The sequence below is a fragment of the Polaribacter sp. P097 genome (assembly GCF_036864555.1).
GTDB lineage: Bacteria > Bacteroidota > Bacteroidia > Flavobacteriales > Flavobacteriaceae > Polaribacter.
Genome location: NZ_JAZETJ010000002.1, coordinates 672,318 through 691,296, shown reverse-complemented (window position 1 = coordinate 691,296; position 18,979 = coordinate 672,318). Strand labels below are relative to the sequence as shown.

Below are 18,979 nucleotides of genomic sequence, written 5' to 3'. Positions count from 1 at the left end.
TGGCTTTTAATTAGATTATAATTAATAAAGCGCATATATTTGCCCCGATTTTTGGTTTTAATGTAAAAATCATTTTACATTAAATTAAAAGGGAATCTGGTTAAAATCCAGAACTGTACCCGCAACTGTAAGCTATAAAGCTTGTAACTAATTCTTTAGCCACTGACTATTTGTTGGGAAGGTTTGTTACAAGACGCAAGTCAGGAGACCTGCCTTTAATCATGAGTTAAAAACTTTCGGGATAAAAGTTTATGTACTATTTTTTTCTGTACACGAAATTTACCTGATTTATTGTAAATCAAATTTATTAAAAAATGAAAAAACAATTATTAATTGTTAGTGTATTGGCATGTAGTTTTGTCAGTACAAAAGTATTTTCTCAAGAAAAGAAAGAGAAAGTAGAAGCTTTAGATGAAGTAGTGGTAACTGCTACAAAGTTTGCAACCAATAAAAAAAATGTTGGTAAAGTAGTTTATCAAATTACACAAGAAACTATTGAAAATAGTCAAGGTAAAACCATTTTAGACTTATTGAACGATGTTCCTGGAGTTGAAATTAATGGTAATTTTAGTACAAAAGGGCAAAATTTAGGGTATTACATTAGAGGTGGACGAAATAGACAAGTTGCCATTTTGTTAGATGGTGTTAATGTAAATGACCCTAGTTCTTTTAATGGTGATTTTGATTTACGTCAAATAGATATCAATCAAGTTGAGAAAATTGAGGTTTTAAAAGGTGCATCCTCTACCTTATATGGAACGGGAGCTGCAACTGGGGTGATAAATATTATTCTTAAAAAAGCGTCGAAGAAAGGTTTTAGAGGATCTTTTAGTTCATCTATTGGCTCTAACAGTTCAAGTGAGAACAATAGCTTATCTGCAGAAGAGTTTTCTACGAGTTTTAATTTTAATGGTACTTTAGGTAAGTTAGATTACCTTTTAGCTTTAAATGCGAATGGTTCTTCTGGTTTATCTGCAGCAGAAAGTACAACAGCCACAGCATTTGAAGAAGATAATTTTGCTAGACAAAATGTTTTAGTAAAACTTAATTATGCATTGAGTGATCATTTTAAATTAGGATTATTAACAAGTTATGATGAGTTTTCTACAGATTTTGATGGTTTTGATTTTGATCCTGTAACTTTTGAGAGTATACCTGCAGATAGAGATAATAACTTAAACAGCGTTCAAAAGAGAGTAGGTGTGAATGCAGATTATACCTATGCTAAAGGTTCTTTAAAAATTAGAACTTTTCTTACTGATATAGATAGAACTGAAACACCTTCTGAGAACTTTTTTAATGGTGAAGTGTATGGTTTTGATATTTACAACAACTACATTTTCAATGAGGAGTTTTTATTTTTAGCAGGTATAACTTCTCAATATCAAGACATGACTCAAAGAACATCTTTTAGTACTATAGAAGAAGGTTCAGGAAAACAACATTTTTATGATCCTTATTTATCTGTAAATTATATGTCTGAAAAAGGTTTAAATGTAAATGTGGGTGGTCGTTTAAATATTCATAGTGAGTATGGAAATAACTTTGTTTATAACATTAATCCTTCTTATAATTTTAGAATTAATGAACATAATATCAAGGTATTTGCTTCTTACAGTACAGCTTTTATTACACCAACTTTATCTGAAATTTTTACAAAATTACCTAGTATAGATGAGTTGTTACCTGAAGAAACAACAACTGTAGAAGGTGGATTTGTTATAGCTTTGGGTGATAAATTAACCTTTAATGGTACCTATTTTTATAGAGAAGAAACAAATAAAATTGGGTATGATCCAAACACGTTTCAAACCATAAACGATTTAGGAACTTTTTCTGCTAAAGGATTTGAAACTGAAGTAATATATAATGTTACAAATAGTTTTAAGTTATTGGCGAATTACACTTATATAGATCGTGATGAAAATTTACTTTTGAAAATACCTCAAAATAAATTCTTTATTAAGGCCAATTATAATTTAGGTAAAAATACCTTTACTTCATTTAGCTATAGATGGGTAGATGAAACTCAAGATTTTGGAAACGTAGCTTTAGACTCTTACAATTTATTCGATTTCTTTATCAATCATAGCATCCTAGAAAATAAAGTTACTTTTTATGGAAGCTTAACCAATATCTTGAATGAAGATTTTCAAGAAATTGCAGGGTTTACTACTAGAGGAAGAAATTATAATTTAGGAGTGAAGATCCAATTATAGGAGTGGTTTATTTAATTTATTGATAATAAGTGAGTTAAAATTAACAAGCATTTATGATAAAAAAATCAATTAGTGAATTAAATTTATTATATTTATACTGTAATTAAATACAACTATCTGTAAATAAATGAGTTAAAAGTTAAAGATAATTGACTTTTTTTAAAAATATATTGATGATAATTTAATGTCCCCCAATTTTTATTATTGTATGAAAAAGCCTTCTTTTAGAAGGCTTTTCTTATTAAATTAGTTTAGCAACTTCACTTTTAATAATAGCTGTTGCAGTTTCGATAACAGAAGATTTTTTACCATATTCAATTAAAATATTTTCTCTAAAATCTTGTGCTGAGTTAGATTCGTTTGCAATTAATTGTAAGTTTTTTATGATGGCTGTTTTTGTAGCGATAATTGCTTGCCAACTTTGCAGGGAAACATAAAGTTGTTGGACAAAATTATGCTCTAGCTCTTGTTCTATGTTTGCAATTAAAAGTTGAAGATAATCATTAGTATTATTAGAGATAGGTGCAACTCTAACCACTAGTTTTATGGGATTTATTCTATCACAAAATAATAACATTCTTTCATAAGCCTGCAATTTAATAGGTAAAGCTTCTTTCTTTTTATCGGAAATTAAGTCTAATTGTTTTTCTTTATTATTCTGATTAAGAAAACCTGTAAACATAAAATAGGCAACAAATCCAGTTACTGCTGCAGGTAGAATGTAGGCGATACTTTCAAATATTTTATCTTCCATGTACTAAAATAAATTTTTAAAATATAAATAGGTAATTCTAATAATATCAGCTAAACCAATGTCCAGCAAGGTTATTATTAAAATCGATTTATTTATTTTATGTCTATTAATGTTTTTTAAACTCCAAATCTTAATATTGATTTTACTGTTAATAGAAAAACTAAGCTTTAAAAAACATCATTTAAAACAAAAGTAGATACAAAAAAACAAAAATATTCGGGTATTGTAACGAATTTTAATTTAATCGGATTTTCAGGCGAATTTTATTTTCATAAAATGTGAATAAAAACCAATGATCTTGCTTTATAAAAACGATTAGTTTCGCTAATTTCACACTTTCAAAAATTCTTTCAAAACAAACTATTGAATACCTATTTAGATTCTTTAAACGAACCTCAAAAACAAGCAGTATTGCAAAAAGATGGTCCTATGATTATCATTGCAGGTGCAGGTTCTGGAAAAACAAGAGTATTAACATATAGAATTGCACATTTAATGCAATCTGGAGTAGATGCTTTTAATATTTTGTCTTTAACATTTACCAACAAAGCAGCTCGTGAAATGAAAGAGAGAATTGCTGGTGTTGTTGGGCAAAGTGAAGCTAAAAATCTTTGGATGGGTACTTTTCACTCGGTTTTTGCTAGAATTTTAAGATCAGAGGCAGACAAGCTTGGTTTTCCATCAAACTTTACAATTTACGATACGCAAGATTCAGTTCGATTAATGGGTACCATTATTAAAGAAATGAATTTAGATAAAGAGCGCTATAAACCCAAGCAAATTTTGGGTAGAATCTCATCGTTCAAAAATAGTTTAATTACAGTAAGAGCCTATTTTAATAATTCTGATTTGCAAGAAGCAGATATGCATGCAAGCAGACCAAAAGTTGGTGATATTTATAGAGAATATGTAGATAGGTGCTTCAAATCTGGAGCTATGGATTTTGATGATTTACTATTGAGAACCAATGAATTGTTAGCACGCTTTCCAGATGTTCTAGCTAAATATCAAGATCGTTTTCGTTATATAATGGTAGATGAGTATCAAGATACAAACCATTCACAATACATCATTGTTAGAGCTTTAGCAGATCGTTTTCAGAATATTTGTGTGGTGGGTGATGATTCTCAGAGTATTTATAGTTTTAGGGGCGCAAACATTCAAAACATTCTTAATTTTCAAAAAGATTATCCAGATGTTAAGACCTTTAAACTAGAGCAAAATTACAGATCTACAAAGAACATTGTAAACGCTGCAAATTCTGTAATTGCAAGAAATAAAACCAAATTAGATAAAGAAGTTTGGACAAGTAATGATGCAGGAGATTCTATAAATGTAATGCGTACCATTTCTGATGGTGAAGAAGGCAGATTTGTGGCTCAATCTATTTGGGAAAATATGATGAACCATCAATTAACTCCAGACAATTTTTGCGTACTATACAGAACAAATTCGCAGTCTAGAGCCATTGAAGACGCTTTAAGAAAAAAGAATATCGATTATACTATTTATGGTGGTATCTCTTTTTATCAGAGAAAAGAAATTAAAGACATTTTGTCTTATCTAAGAATTCTTATCAATCCAAATGATGAGGAAGCTTTAAAACGAATTATTAATTATCCTGCAAGAGGAATTGGAGCTACAACTATAGATCGATTAACGATTGCAGCAAATCATTATAAAAAATCAATTTTTGAAATTATAAAGTATATTGATAAAATTGATATTAAGATTAATTCTGGAACTAAAAATAAGTTACAGAATTTTATGAATATGATTCTTAGGCTTCAAATAGAGGCACAAACCAAAAATGCATTCGAAATCGCAGAAGTTGTTGTTAAAGAAACTAGATTAATTAAAGATTTAGAAAAAGATGGCACTCCAGAAGCTGTAAGTAAAGTAGAGAATGTGCAAGAACTTCTAAACGGAATTAAAGACTTTATAACAGATAAAATTGAGGAAGGTGAAGATGCCTCTTTAACTACTTTCTTAGAAGATGTAGCTTTGGCAACAGATTTCGATTCGAAAAAAGATAATGATAAGCCAAGTGTTTCATTAATGACCATTCATCAATCTAAAGGTTTAGAGTATTTGTATGTTTATATTGTTGGTTTAGAAGAAAATTTGTTTCCTTCTGCAATGAGTATGAATACAAGAAGTGAGCTAGAGGAAGAACGTAGGTTATTTTATGTTGCATTAACAAGAGCCGAAAAAGTGGCGTATTTAAGCTATGCACAAACACGTTACAGATGGGGTAAATTGGTAGATGCTGAGCCAAGTAGATTTTTAGAGGAAATAGATGATCAATATCTGCATTATATTGCTCCTAAAATGCCTGAACCGTCTATCAACAGATTTGTAGATAAAAGTTTGTTTGATGATGCTCCAAAAGGAATCCGTTTTCAGAAACCAATTCAACGTAAAAAAATGGAGCGAGATTTGGCAAAGAAGAAAGAAATTATCATTCCTAAAAACCTTAAAAAAGTGTCGCAAGCATCTACATCAAAAACCAATTTATTTGATGGTAATGTTGCTGTTGGTAATATTGTAGAACATAACAGGTTTGGTGCAGGAGAAGTAATTGCTTTAGAAGGTAAAGGCCCAAATCAAAAAGCAGAAATTAAGTTCAGTACAGTTGGTAAAAAGAAATTATTATTACAATTTGCCAAATTAAAAGTGATTGGTTAAAAAATAAACCATAAATAAAAATAAAGTGTTATTTTGCAACGTTTAAGAACTACAACAGTATAAGTTAGCAAATCGAAAACTTTCATTACTTAAAATGAAATTTATATTCGGTAATACACTTCACAAAAATAGATAAATGACATTCGATTTAGAATATAATTCAGAAAGAACATTAATGATTATTCCAGAGTATGGAAGACATATACAAAAACTTGTAAATCATTGTGTTGCTTTAGAAACCAAAGAAGAACGTAATAAAATGGCATTGGCAATTGTTGATGTTATGGGTAATTTACAACCGCATTTAAGAGATGTTCCAGATTTTAAACATAAACTATGGGATCAGCTTTTTATCATGTCTAAATTTAATTTAGATGTAGATTCACCTTATCCAATTCCGTCAAAAGAAGAATTGCAAGAAAAGCCAGAAGGTTTGGCTTATCCAAAATCAGCTTCTAGATATCGTTATTATGGTAACAATATTCAAACCATGATAGATGTTGCTTTAAGTTGGGAAGATGGAGATAAAAAAGAAGCATTGGTGTACACCATAGCCAATCATATGAAAAAATGTTATTTAAATTGGAATAAAGATACTGTAGATGATGCAGTAATTTTTAAACATTTATATGATTTATCCGATAAAAAAATCGATTTAAGAGGTTCTGAAGAAGAACTTTCTGAAAGTAAAAACTTGCTTAAGAAAAGAAATTCACAAGGACAAAATCATTCTAAAAGCAATCATAAAAAGTCTCACAGCAATAATAAAGGTAGAAAAAGATATTAAGCCATGGCATCATTTAAAATAGAAGGTGGTCATAAATTAAATGGAACCATCACACCTCAAGGAGCTAAGAACGAGGTTTTACAAATATTATGTGCTGTTTTATTAACGCCAGAAAAGGTTACTGTAAATAATGTTCCAGACATTATAGACGTTAACAAATTAATCTTCATTTTAGGAGAATTAGGTGTTAAAATAGAAAAGTTAGGTAGTAATTCATATTCTTTTCAAGCAGACGAATTAAAATTAGAATATTTAGAGTCTGAGAACTTTAAGAAAGATGGTAGTTCTTTAAGAGGTTCAATAATGATTGTTGGCCCTTTATTGGCGCGATTTGGTAAAGGTTATATACCAAGACCAGGAGGAGATAAAATTGGGCGTAGAAGATTAGATACCCATTTTGAAGGTTTTATAAGATTAGGAGCAAAATTTAGATATAATAAAGAAGAACATTTTTATGGTGTAGAAGCAGATGAGCTTTTTGGTACAGACATGCTTTTAGATGAAGCTTCAGTTACTGGTACTGCAAATATTTTAATGGCTTCAGTTTTAGCAACAGGCACCACAACAATTTACAATGCTGCTTGTGAACCATACATACAGCAATTATGTAAAATGCTAAATTCTATGGGCGCTAACATAACAGGTGTTGGTTCTAATTTATTGGTAATAAATGGTGTAGATTCTCTAGGAGGATGTGAACATAGAGTATTACCAGACATGATAGAAATTGGTTCTTGGATTGGTGTAGCTGTAATGACAAAATCTGAATTAACTATTAAAGACGTTAGTTGGGAGAATTTAGGGCAAATTCCAAATGTATTCAGAAAACTAGGAATTCAATTTGAGAAAAGAGGAGATGATATTTATATACCAGAACAAGATTCTTATGAGATTCAAAATTATATAGATGGTTCTGTATTAACAGTAGCAGATGCACCTTGGCCTGGCTTTACACCAGATTTATTAAGTATAGTATTGGTAATTGCAACACAAGCAAAAGGTACAGTGTTAATACATCAAAAAATGTTTGAAAGTAGACTGTTTTTTGTAGATAAATTAATTGATATGGGAGCCAAAGTAATTTTGTGCGATCCTCATAGAGCCACTGTAATAGGGCATAATTTTCAAAGTGCTTTAAAAGCAACAACAATGACATCTCCAGATATTAGAGCTGGTATATCATTATTGATTGCAGCATTATCAGCCAAAGGTACTAGTACCATTCATAACATAGAACAAATAGACAGAGGTTATGAAAATATTGAAGCTAGATTAAAATCGATAGGCGCAAAAATAGAAAGAGTAGCTTAAAAAAATAAAATTCTTATTGCTAAGAAAAAGTTTCGAAAGAAGAAGAAGAGTAAATTTTGAATACCCCATAATTTAACTTTTTTAAACATGATTAGAAACTTGTATAATGAAGAATGGAAAGACATTCAGTTTGATGAAAAAATAGCCGTAAACGAGAAATATCAAATCTCTAATTATGGCAGGGTAATTAATTGTAATACAGAGGTTCCTTACCTTAGAAACAAAACCTTTATTAATGGTTATGAAACCATTTCTCTAAAACAAGAGGTGAACAAAAAATCTACAAGTAGATATGTCCACAAGCTGGTTGCTCAGCATTTTATTGACAAAGAAAATGAAGAACAACGTTATGTAATTCATTTAGATTACGATAAAAAAAATAATGAGGTTAGTAACCTTAAATGGGCTACAAAAAGAGAAAAAGAACTGCATCAATTTAACAACCCAACTTGGGAAAGTGTGGTTAAAAAAAGAAGTAGAAATATAGGTAAACTTAGCGAAGGAAAAGTAAAAATCATTAAGCGTCAATTAAAGAATAATAGAACTAGAATTTCTATGATTGCTAAACGATTTGGAGTATCAGATATGCAAATTCATCGCATAAAAACAGGAGAGAATTGGTCTCATGTTAAAATTTAAAATAAATAGTGTCAAATTGGCACTATTTTTTTATTGGCAATGTTTTTGCCAATAAATTGTAGACAATTTAACGATTACAAAGAAATGAGTAAGAAAGAAAATATACAGGAAGAAGAAATAAAAAACGAGCAAGAAAATTCGCAAGTTGAAGAAAATCAAGATATTGAAACAAAAGAAGCTAAAAAAGAACCAACTGCAGAAGAGTTGATTCAGGCAGAAAAAGATAAGTTTTTAAGACTTTTTGCAGAGTTTGAAAACTATAAAAAGCGTACTTCAAGAGAAAGAATTGAATTATTTAAAACAGCAGGACAAGAATTAATGACATCTTTACTGCCAATTGTAGATGATTTTGAGCGTGCTTTAACACATATTGAAGATGATAAAGAAGCAGAAGAGTTAAGAAAGGGCGTACTTTTAATTTACAATAAGTTCTATAATACTTTAGAACAAAAAGGATTATCAAGAATTGAAACAAATTCTGGAGATACATTTGACGCTGAAATTCATGAAGCAATAACACAAATTCCAGCACCATCAGTTGATATGAAGGGTAAGGTAATAGACTGTGTTGAAAAAGGTTATAAATTAGGAGATAAGGTTATTCGTTACCCTAAAGTTGTAATAGGACAATAATTATTGACGAATTCTTTACAAGTTAGTTATAACTGTAAATTACAAACCATAAGAAAATGGCAAAACAAGATTTTTACGAAATATTAGGTATATCAAAATCTGCAACTCAAGCAGAAATTAAAAAAGCCTATAGAAAAATGGCGATTAAATATCATCCAGATAAAAATCCAGATGATAAAGTTGCTGAAGAGAACTTTAAAAAAGCGGCAGAAGCTTATGAAGTTTTGAGTGATGAGAATAAAAAAGCAAGATATGATCAATATGGTCATGCAGCTTTCGATGGCCCTCAAGGTGGAGGAGGCTTTGGAGGTGGAGGCATGAATATGGATGACATATTTAGCCAATTTGGAGACATCTTTGGAGGTGGAGGCTTTAGTGGTGGTTTTGGTGGCTTTGGTGGTGGAGGCCAAAGGCAAGCTAGAGTTAAAGGAAGTAACATGAGAATTCGTGTTAAACTTACTTTAGAAGAAATTGCTAAAGGAATTGAGAAGAAAGTAAAAGTTAGAAGAAAAATTCAAGCAGATGGTGTAAAATATAAGACTTGTGATACATGTAATGGTTCAGGTCAAGTAATGCGAGTTACAAATACTATTTTGGGTAGAATGCAAACTGCTACTACTTGTACTACTTGTTCTGGTGCTGGAGAAATTATTAGCAGTAAACCAAATGGAGCAGACGCACAAGGTTTAGTGGTAAAAGAAGAAACAGTTTCTATCAACATTCCTGCTGGTGTAACAGAAGGAGTGCAGTTAAAAGTAGGTGGTAAGGGAAATGAAGCACCTGGTAAGAATTCTATTGCAGGAGATTTGTTAGTTTTAATAGAGGAAATTCCACACGAAAAATTAAAAAGAGAAGGCACAAATATTCACTATGATCTATATGTAAACTTTTCTGAAGCAGTTTTAGGAACAAGCAAAGAAGTTGAAACGGTTACAGGTAAGGTTAAAATTAAAATAGACTCTGGTACTCAATCAGGTAAAATTTTAAGATTAAAAGGTAAAGGTTTACCAAGTATTGAGAGATATGGAACAGGAGATTTCTTAATTCATATTAATGTATGGACACCTCAAGAATTGAACAAAGAACAAAGAGAATTTTTTGAAAAAATGTCTGAGGATGAAAACTTTTCACCAAATCCAAATACATCAGACAAATCGTTTTTTGAAAAGGTAAAAGACATGTTTTCTTAAAAAAATATTAAAATGATAATACTGAGTTAATTAATTCGATTTATCATAATAAATTATATTTTAAAATGTAGTATCTTTACAGTGTTATTGGGCAACCAATAACACTTTTTCTTTTTCATAGCAATTTTTCCCACTCAAATTTTTAATTTGAGTGGGTTTTGTTTTGAAGGATAAAATATAACATAATCATATTTTAAGCAGACTTATCTTATCGCTTTAAAAATTTTAAAGAGGAAAGTCCGGACACCAAAGAGTATTCATAGCGGATAACATCCGTCCAACGTAAGTTGAGGACAAGTGCAACAGAAAGCAAGTACAGTTAGGCTGTAGTGAAACCAGGTAAACTCTATGAGGTGCAATGTCATGTATATTAGAGCTTGAGGGCTACTCGCTCGATTCTAAAGGGTAGGCAGATAGATTTTAAAAGTAATTTTAAAACTAGATAAATGATAAGAACCAATTATATTGGAACAGAATTCGGCTTACGAGTCTGCTTTTTATGATTAATTCAAAGAAATGCTGTTTTTCAGCGTTTTTTTTTGGAATTATACCCCAATTTTGAGCAAATAGCATTTTTTTATTTATTAATTACTGCAATCTATTATTTATTTTTCAAAATTGATTTTATTACCTTAAATTTGTCATACTAAATTTAAAAATCACAACTAAATATGGCATTTGATATTGACATGATCAAACAGGTTTACGCGAATATGACAGAACGTGTAGACGCTGCTCGTAAAATTACAGGTAAACCACTTACGCTAGCAGAAAAGATTTTGTATTCTCACTTATGGGAAGGCAATCCTACAAAAGAATTAGAAAGAGGTAAAGATTATGTAGATTTTGCTCCAGATAGAATTGCATGTCAAGATGCAACTGCTCAAATGGCATTATTACAGTTTATGCAAGCAGGTAAAGCTAAAGTAGCTGTGCCAACTACTGTACATTGTGATCACTTAATACAAGCTAAAGAAGGTGCTGCAACAGATTTAAAGCACGCGAATAATACAAGTAGTGAAGTTTTTAATTTTTTAGAATCAGTTTCTAATAAATACGGAATTGGATTTTGGAAACCAGGAGCAGGTATTATTCACCAAGTAGTTTTAGAAAACTATGCATTTCCTGGAGGAATGATGATTGGTACAGATTCACATACAGTAAATGCTGGTGGATTAGGAATGGTAGCTATTGGAGTTGGAGGTGCAGATGCAGTAGATGTAATGGCTGGTATGGCTTGGGAATTAAAATTCCCAAAATTAATTGGTGTTAAGTTAACTGGTAAATTATCTGGTTGGACAGCTCCTAAAGATGTAATCTTAAAAGTTGCAGAGATATTAACTGTAAAAGGTGGTACAGGTGCAATCGTTGAATATTTTGGGCCAGGTGCAACTTCTATGTCTTGTACAGGTAAAGGGACTATTTGTAACATGGGTGCAGAAATAGGTGCAACCACATCTACTTTTGGTTATGACGAATCTATGGAGCGTTATTTAAGAGCTACAGATAGAGAAGATGTTGCAAATGCAGCAAATGAAATTAAAGATTATTTAACTGCAGATTCTGAAGTTTATGAGAATCCAGAACAATATTTTGATCAAGTAATTGAAATTAATTTATCTGAATTAGGACCTTTATTAAACGGACCTTTTACACCAGATTTATCTACTCCAGTAGGTACAGCAATGACAGATAAAGCTAATGCAAATGATTGGCCTTTAGCTGTTGAGTGGGGATTAATTGGTTCTTGTACTAACTCTTCTTATGAAGATTTATCTAGAGCCTCTTCTATTGCGCAACAAGCTATCGATAAAGGTCTTAAAATTAAGGCTGAATTAGGTATAAACCCTGGTTCTGAGCAAGTTAGATATACTGCAGAGAGAGATGGTATTTTAGGCATTTTTGAAAACTTAGATGCTAAAATCTTTACAAATGCCTGTGGACCATGTATTGGGCAATGGGCAAGATATTCAGATCCAAAAAATGCACCAAAAAATAGTATAGTTCACTCTTTCAATAGAAACTTTGCTAAAAGAGCAGATGGTAATCCAAATACGCATGCATTTGTTGCATCACCAGAATTAACAGCAGCAATTGCAGTTGCAGGTCGTTTAGATTTTAATCCTTTAACGGATAAATTAATCAACGAAAATGGTGAAGAAGTTATGTTTGATGAGCCAACAGGTTGGGAATTACCTCCTAAAGGTTTTGATGTAAAAGATAATGGTTACTTAGCACCTGATGAAGATGGCAGTGGAGTAGTGGTTTCTGTAAATGATGATTCAGAAAGATTACAATTATTAACACCTTTTACTCCTTTAGGCAGTACAATTAATGGTGCTAAATTGTTAATTAAAGCATTTGGTAAATGTACTACAGACCATATTTCTATGGCTGGACCTTGGTTACGTTTTAGAGGACATTTAGATAATATTGCAAATAACACATTAATTGGTGCTGTAAACGCATTCAATAAGAAAACAAATTTTGTGAAAAATCAATTAACAGGTGAGTATGATGCTGTTCCTGCTGTACAAAGAGAGTACAAGAAGGAAGGTATTAAAACTGTTGTTGTTGGAGATCATAATTATGGTGAAGGTTCATCTAGAGAGCATGCAGCTATGCAACCAAGACATTTAGGTGTTGCAGCAGTGATTGTAAAATCTTTTGCTAGAATTCATGAAACTAACTTGAAAAAGCAAGGAATGTTAGGTTTAACGTTTGCTAATGAAGCTGATTATGATTTAATTAAAGAAGATGATACATTCAACTTTGTTGATTTAAATGAGTTTGCTCCAGACAAACAATTGACTTTAGAGATTGTGCATAAAGATGGTAGTTCTGATACTATCAAATTAAATCACACATATAACAAAGCTCAAATTGATTGGTATAATGAAGGTTCTGCTTTAAATTTAATTAAAAAGCAAAACGCATAAGCAATTAAATTATTTATAAACTCCTGAAGAAATTCAGGAGTTTTTTTATGCTCTTTTTTTAAGAGCTATTATTCCCAATAAAGGTCCTATTCCTAGAAGCATATAAATAAAATTAGATTGAAAAGCCAAACTCAGTTTGGTGAAAATCAAGATACTTATAATGGTTATTGCATAACCTATAGAATTAACTATGGTTAAGGCAGTTCCTTTGTTTTTTGCATTTGCGTTATTCGCAACCAAGGTTGAAAACATGGGTGAATCTCCAATCACTAAAAAACTCCATATCATTAGATAACTAATAAATGCGGTTTGATTCTCTAGCAAAAAAGCAAAAGGAGCAATTAAACAGCATGTAAAAGATCCTGTTAAAAAAATAAATGCAGTTTTTTTTACACCTATTTTATTTGAAATATAGCCAGTAAATATACAGGATATGCTACCTATACCTATAATTACAAAGGAGAGTAATGAAATATCAATATTTAGGTTAGCATACAATTGATTATAAGAAACTAATAATACAGGAACTAAGGCCCAAAAAGTATACAGCTCCCACATATGACCAAAATAACCAAAGGAGGCTTGCTTAAATTTTGGTTGCTTAAAAACAGAAGAGATAATTGAAAGGTCAAAACTGTTAGATTTTTTTCTAAAAGGGCCATCTTTAACAAAAAGAATCAATAATAAACCACCAGAAATAGATAATACAGATGTAGTTGTAATAACAAATCTCCAAGAAGTTGTAACGAATAAATCTTTTATTAAATGGGGTAGAGCAGTACCTAAAACCAGTGCCCCAACAAGATATCCTAGAGATTTGCCTAGACCTTTATCATAATAATCAGTGGCAATCTTCATTCCTACAGGATAAATACCAGCAAGAAAAAAACCTGTTAAAAATCTAAAAATCAGGAGATAAGGTAATTCAGAAGTTTTAAGTACAAAGCAATAATTAAATAGTGCAGCACAAATTGCACTAATAAAAAATACTTTAGATGGTGAAAAACGATCACTTATTGTAAATAACGCAAATAATAAAGTTCCTATAATAAAACCAAACTGTACAGCAGATGTTAGGTAACCAATTGCAGTTGCTTCTAAATGATATTCTTTTATGACAGCATTCATGACTCCATTTGTAGCAAACCATAAAGAGGTACAACAAAACTGAGAAATTACAATAATGGGAAGTATGTATTTTGGTGTTTTCATTGGTTTACGAAATTAGCATAAATTAAAGAATATTCAAGGCTAAAAATTTCTATTCATCATTACTTTATCTATATTTGAATTGATGAAAAATGTCAAGATAATAGAATGTCCTAGAGATGCAATGCAGGGAATAAAATCTCACTTTATTTCCACTGATAGAAAGGCTTTGTACATAAATTCTTTATTAAAAGTTGGTTTTGATACTATCGATTTTGGAAGTTTTGTTTCGCCAAAAGCAATACCTCAAATGAGGGATACTGCAGATGTTTTAGCTAAACTTGATTTGAGTAAAACCAAGAGTAAATTACTTGCAATTATTGCCAATTACAGAGGGGCTGAAGATGCTGTTCAATTTGAGGAGATTGATTATTTAGGTTATCCATTTTCAATTTCTGAGAATTTTCAGATGAGAAACACACATAAAACTATTGATGAGTCAATAATTACTCTTGACAAAATTTTAAATCTAGCTGATAAATCTAAAAAAGAAGTTGTTGCGTATTTATCTATGGGATTTGGGAATCCTTATGGAGATCCATGGAATGTAGATATTGTTGCTAGTTGGACAGAGAAACTTTCAAGGATGGGAGTTCAAATTTTATCCCTTTCAGATACAGTTGGTACATCTACACCAGATGTAATTGATTATCTATTTTCTAATTTAATTCCACAATATCCAAAGATTGAATTTGGTGCTCATTTACATACAACTCCAGACAAATGGTTTGAAAAAGTAGACGCTGCTTTTAAGGCAGGTTGTTTACGTTTTGATGGAGCCATAAAAGGCTATGGTGGTTGTCCTATGGCTAAGGATGAACTTACAGGTAATATGCCAACCGAAAAATTATTAAGCTATTTTACTACTGAAAAGGCCGAAACTAATGTAAAACCAATGAGTTTTGAAAGTGCATATAACAAGGCTTTAGAAGTTTTTAATTAGATTTTTTTTCTTATCCGTTTATTTTTAAACTAGTCTATTCTATTTTTTTTCTCAATTCTTAATGTTCTGTTAAATTCCGAATACAGCACATAATTTAATTGGATAGCGTTAATGTTAGGTTATATTTTGTCTAACTTTACTGAAAATAAAATAAACAAAATAGAATTATGAAAAAATTTAAATTACTTTTTTTATTCGTCTTAACAAGTTTGGTAATCACAAGCTGTAATGACGATGATGATTTAATGGTTCCTGAACCTTCTGGAAACACTGTTGTGTACCAATTGGGTTCTAAAGATGTAGATGGTATTTTAGGTAAAGCCACATTTGTAGAAAACACAGATGCTTCTGTAACAGTTGTGTTAGATATAGAAGGTACACCATCAGATGGTTTACATCCAGCTCATATCCATTTTAATACAGCAGCAGAAGGTGGAGATATCGCTTTAACTTTTACTCCAGTAGATGGTAACTCAGGTTTAAGTGCAACTACTTTTACTACATTAAACGATGGTACTGCAATTTCTTATGCAGAATTACTAGATTTTGATGGTTATATAAATGTACACTTAAGTGCTGATGAATTAGGTACTGTTGTAGCACAAGGAGACATTGGTCAAAACGCATTAACAGGTACATCTATGATGTATGATTTAGGTGAGAAAGATGTTAATGGTATTTCAGGTAATATTACTTTTTCAGAAAGAAATAATGGTGAAACTTTAGCAGTTATAGAATTAGATGGTACACCAGCAGGTGGTTCTCATCCAGCACACATCCATGCAAATACAGCTGCAGAAGGTGGAGATATTCTTTATACTTTTAATCCAGTAAGTGGAGATACAGGAGTTAGTGTTACAAGTTTAAGTTCTTTAATGTTTTCTGCAATAGCAGATATTGATGCTTATGTTAACGTTCACTTAAGTATGGATAACTTAGGAACAATTGTTGCGCAAGGAGATATAGGACAAAATGATTTAACTGGTACTACTAAAGTTTATGATTTAGGAGAAAAAGATGTTGCAGGAATTTCAGGAGACGTAACTTTTTCAGAAAGAGTAAATGGTGAAGCTTTAGCAGTAATTAATATTGCAAATACTCCAGCAGGAGGTATGCACCCAGCACATATTCATGCTAATACAGCAGCAGAAACTGGTGCAATTCTATTTACTTTTAATGTAGTAGATGGTGATACAGGAATGAGCGCTACAAATGTAGATACTTATACTTATGCAGATATTTTAGACTTAGATGCTTATGTAAACGTGCACTTAAGTGCAACTGCTTTAGGAACAATTGTTTCTCAAGGAGATATAGGGCAGAATGATTTAACAGGATCTACAATCGTGTATGATTTAGGAGAAAAAGATGTTGTAGGAATTTCTGGAGACGTAACTTTTTCAGAAAGAGTAAATGGTGAAGCTTTAGCAGTAATTAATATTGCAAATACTCCAGCAGGAGGTATGCACCCAGCTCATATTCATGAAAATACAGCAGCAGAAACTGGTGGAATATTATTTACTTTTAATGTTGTTGATGGTGATACTGGAATGAGTGCAACTAATGTTGATACTATAGCTTACAGTGAAATTGAAGCTTTAGACGCTTATGTAAATGTACATTTAAGTGCAGATAACCTAGGTACAATTGTAGCTCAAGGAGATATAGGTAGAAATGATTTAACTGGTGATTCTAAAATGTACACTTTAGCTGAAAAAGATGTGGCTGGAATTATGGGTACTGCAACTTTTTACAAAAGAGTAGATGGTAGTGCTTTAGCAGTTTTAGATATTGTAAATACAGTAGCTGGTGAAATGCACCCTTCTCATATTCATGAAAATGACGCAGCAACTGGTGGTCCAATTGCATTTTCTTTCAATCCTGTAAATGGTGATACTGGAATGAGTATGACTCAGGTTGAAGAATTAGACGATGACACAGCAATTACATATGATGAGATTTTAACTTTTGATGGATATATTAATGTTCACTTAAGTGCAACTCAATTAGGTACTGTAGTAGCTCAAGGAAATATTGGTTCTAATGAATAATTAGAGTTCTTATAATAAATTTAAAACCCATCAATTAATTGATGGGTTTTTTGATTTATGTTGTTATTTTTGAATAAAGATTTAAGTAAAGAAATTCAGGATGAAAATTACCATTAGAATCATAATTGCTCTTACAATTTTAATATTAGGTTCTTGCAAAAAGGATGATAATAAAATAGCATTTACCTTTTTACAGTTAAATGATGTTTATGAAATAGCTCCAATTCAAGGAGGTGAATTTGGAGGGTTAGCTAGAGTAGAAACTGTTCATAAAGACCTTTTAAAAGAAAACTCCAATACTATGCTTTTAATGGCAGGTGATTTTTTAAATCCTTCTTTAATAGGTACTTTAAAATTAGATGGCCAAAGAATTCGAGGTAAACAAATGATAGATGTAATGAATGCTATGAATTTCGATCTGGTAACTTTTGGAAATCATGAGTTTGACTTGTCTCAAAAAGATTTACAAAAAAGATTGAATGAAAGTAATTTTCCATGGGTTTCTGCTAATGTTAAGTTGATTAACGAACAAGAAACCACGCCATTTTATAAAATAATCAATAATAGTAAAGAATATATTCCTGAGACTTATATAAAAGAATTTACTGACGAAGATGGTACAAAAATCAAAATAGGTTTTGTAAGCGTATGTATTCCTTCAAACCCTAAAGCGTATGTGAAATACGAAAACATGTTCAATAAAGTAAGAGAATCATATACCAATTTAAAAGATTCTGTTGATGTTGTTTTTGGTTTAACCCATGTTAAAATTGTAAACGATAAAAGAATTTCGAAATTACTACCAGAAATACCATTAATTATGGGGGGTCATGAGCATACAAACATGCGAATTGAAACGGAAAATGGAATCATAACAAAAGCAGACGCAAATGCTAAAACCGTTTATATTCATAGAGTAGAGTATGATAAGATTACAAAGAAAGTCAATATAAAGTCTGAGTTAAAAGAAATTAATGCTTCTATAAAGGAAGATGAAAAAGTAGCTAAGGTTGTTTCTAAATGGCAAACGATTTTAGAAAAAGAAATTAAGGAGGTTTTGAAAAACCCTAATGAAATAATTTATAAAACTAAAATTCCTTTAGATGGTAGAGATACACCTATAAGAAGTAAACAAACTAATTTGGGTAAAATTATTACAACATCCATGTCTTATGCTTTTAATGATAAAGTAGATTGTGCCCTTGTAAATGGAGGTTCTATACGAATTGATGATCAACTAATGGGAGATATAACTCCTGTTGATATTTTTAGAGTTTTGCCTTTTGGTGGTGCAATTGTAAAAGTTGAAATTAAAGGACGATTACTAAAAAGGGTATTAGATTATGGAGAATTGGCCTCTGGTACAGGCGCTTATTTACATAGATATAATGTAAATAGGGTAGAAGGTAATTGGTTTATAAATAACAAGAAATTAGATCTTACAAAAACGTATACTGTTGCTTTTTCAGATTATTTATTAAAGGGTTTTGACATTCCTTTTTTATCTAATGAAAACAAAGAGGTGTTTTCTGTTTATCATCCTAAAGAAGATGAAGTTGCCTACGATATTCGAAAGGCAGTAGTAGATTATTTAAAAACAAAGTAGTTATAAAGTA

13 protein-coding genes, 1 other RNA gene and 1 riboswitch are annotated in these 18,979 nt (G+C 31.0%); of the genes, 12 read left to right on the top strand and 2 right to left on the bottom strand.

Annotated features, from left to right (window positions below):
- Positions 1 to 35 precede the first annotated feature (35 nt).
- Positions 36 to 231, top strand: a riboswitch (cobalamin riboswitch).
- A gap of 83 nt (positions 232 to 314) precedes the next feature.
- Positions 315 to 2,219: a TonB-dependent receptor plug domain-containing protein gene (locus V7R38_RS10410; protein ID WP_334058199.1), complete on the top strand. Its 1,905-nt coding sequence runs from the start codon at positions 315 to 317 to the stop codon at positions 2,217 to 2,219.
- Between the two features lie 241 nt (positions 2,220 to 2,460).
- Here V7R38_RS10410 and V7R38_RS10405 read toward each other — a convergent pair whose 3' ends face one another.
- The gene (locus V7R38_RS10405; protein ID WP_334058197.1) at positions 2,461 to 2,973 is read right to left on the bottom strand and encodes a DUF7935 family protein; all 513 of its coding nucleotides are present in this window, start codon (positions 2,971 to 2,973) and stop codon (positions 2,461 to 2,463) included.
- A 363-nt stretch (positions 2,974 to 3,336) separates the two neighbouring features.
- Here V7R38_RS10405 and V7R38_RS10400 point away from each other — a divergent pair, with 363 nt between their 5' ends.
- From V7R38_RS10400 to V7R38_RS10365, 8 genes are all read left to right on the top strand, one after another.
- Complete coding sequence (locus tag V7R38_RS10400) at positions 3,337 to 5,661, top strand: ATP-dependent helicase (RefSeq protein WP_334058195.1); 2,325 nt, start codon at positions 3,337 to 3,339, stop codon at positions 5,659 to 5,661.
- Between the two features lie 136 nt (positions 5,662 to 5,797).
- Positions 5,798 to 6,448, top strand: coding sequence for a DUF4290 domain-containing protein (locus tag V7R38_RS10395; RefSeq protein ID WP_334058193.1), 651 nt, complete (start codon positions 5,798 to 5,800; stop codon positions 6,446 to 6,448).
- 3 nt (positions 6,449 to 6,451) lie between these two features.
- Positions 6,452 to 7,759: a UDP-N-acetylglucosamine 1-carboxyvinyltransferase gene (gene murA, locus V7R38_RS10390; protein ID WP_334058191.1), complete on the top strand. Its 1,308-nt coding sequence runs from the start codon at positions 6,452 to 6,454 to the stop codon at positions 7,757 to 7,759.
- Positions 7,760 to 7,846: 87 nt separating this feature from the next.
- Entirely contained in the window at positions 7,847 to 8,398 is a 552-nt protein-coding gene (locus tag V7R38_RS10385) for an NUMOD4 domain-containing protein (RefSeq protein ID WP_015480101.1), read from the top strand.
- 84 nt (positions 8,399 to 8,482) lie between these two features.
- Complete coding sequence (locus V7R38_RS10380) at positions 8,483 to 9,031, top strand: nucleotide exchange factor GrpE (protein WP_334058188.1); 549 nt, start codon at positions 8,483 to 8,485, stop codon at positions 9,029 to 9,031.
- 56 nt (positions 9,032 to 9,087) lie between these two features.
- Positions 9,088 to 10,221 carry a molecular chaperone DnaJ gene (gene dnaJ, locus V7R38_RS10375; RefSeq protein ID WP_015480103.1) on the top strand — a complete coding sequence of 378 codons (1,134 nt, stop codon included), beginning with the start codon at positions 9,088 to 9,090 and terminating at the stop codon, positions 10,219 to 10,221.
- A gap of 194 nt (positions 10,222 to 10,415) precedes the next feature.
- Positions 10,416 to 10,722: RNase P RNA component class A (gene rnpB, locus V7R38_RS10370), an RNA gene on the top strand.
- 170 nt (positions 10,723 to 10,892) lie between these two features.
- On the top strand, positions 10,893 to 13,160 hold the full coding sequence (locus V7R38_RS10365) for an aconitate hydratase (protein WP_334058186.1): 2,268 nt from the start codon (positions 10,893 to 10,895) through the stop codon (positions 13,158 to 13,160).
- A gap of 45 nt (positions 13,161 to 13,205) precedes the next feature.
- On the opposite strand, the gene V7R38_RS10360 is transcribed toward V7R38_RS10365, so the two are convergent.
- Positions 13,206 to 14,372: an MFS transporter gene (locus V7R38_RS10360; RefSeq protein ID WP_334058184.1), complete on the bottom strand. Its 1,167-nt coding sequence runs from the start codon at positions 14,370 to 14,372 to the stop codon at positions 13,206 to 13,208.
- An 82-nt stretch (positions 14,373 to 14,454) separates the two neighbouring features.
- On the opposite strand from V7R38_RS10360, the gene V7R38_RS10355 reads away from it, so the two are divergent.
- From V7R38_RS10355 to V7R38_RS10345, 3 genes are all read left to right on the top strand, one after another.
- Positions 14,455 to 15,312 (top strand): hydroxymethylglutaryl-CoA lyase, encoded by an 858-nt coding sequence (locus tag V7R38_RS10355; protein WP_334058182.1) that lies wholly within the window; start codon positions 14,455 to 14,457, stop codon positions 15,310 to 15,312.
- A gap of 167 nt (positions 15,313 to 15,479) precedes the next feature.
- On the top strand, positions 15,480 to 17,363 hold the full coding sequence (locus V7R38_RS10350) for a CHRD domain-containing protein (RefSeq protein ID WP_334058180.1): 1,884 nt from the start codon (positions 15,480 to 15,482) through the stop codon (positions 17,361 to 17,363).
- Between the two features lie 100 nt (positions 17,364 to 17,463).
- Complete coding sequence (locus V7R38_RS10345) at positions 17,464 to 18,969, top strand: bifunctional metallophosphatase/5'-nucleotidase (protein ID WP_334058178.1); 1,506 nt, start codon at positions 17,464 to 17,466, stop codon at positions 18,967 to 18,969.
- Positions 18,970 to 18,979: the final 10 nt, after the last annotated feature.